This is a genomic window from Paenibacillus sp. J45TS6, from assembly GCF_018403285.1.
GTDB lineage: Bacteria > Bacillota > Bacilli > Paenibacillales > Paenibacillaceae > Paenibacillus.
This window is the reverse complement of record NZ_BOSJ01000093.1, coordinates 1-293: the sequence shown is the minus strand read 5'-3', so window position 1 is coordinate 293 and position 293 is coordinate 1. Positions and strand designations below refer to the sequence as shown.

The window sequence follows — 293 nt, the reverse complement described above, 5'->3', positions numbered from 1 at the left end:
CAAGATGAGATTTCCCAATTAGTAAGACCCCTTGAAGACGACGAGGTAGATAGGCTGGAGGTGGAAGTGCAGCAATGCATGGAGCTGACCAGTACTAATCGGTCGAGGGCTTATCCTACAATTAAATCGCAAAGATTGTTTCGTATCTAGTTTTCAGGGAGCAAAACCTTGAATACCGCATTTGCAAAAATGCTCGTTTGGTGGCGATAGCGGAGGGGTTCCACACGTACCCATCCCGAACACGACCGTTAAGCCCTCCAGCGCCGATGGTACTTGGACCGCAGGGTCCTGGG

2 rRNA genes are annotated in these 293 nt (G+C 50.5%); both read left to right on the top strand.

Going from position 1 to position 293, the window contains the following annotated elements:
* A 23S ribosomal RNA gene (locus KJS58_RS25155) occupies positions 1-118 on the top strand; the annotation flags it as partial.
* 78 nt (positions 119-196) lie between these two features.
* A 5S ribosomal RNA gene (gene rrf / locus KJS58_RS25150) occupies positions 197-293 on the top strand; the annotation flags it as partial.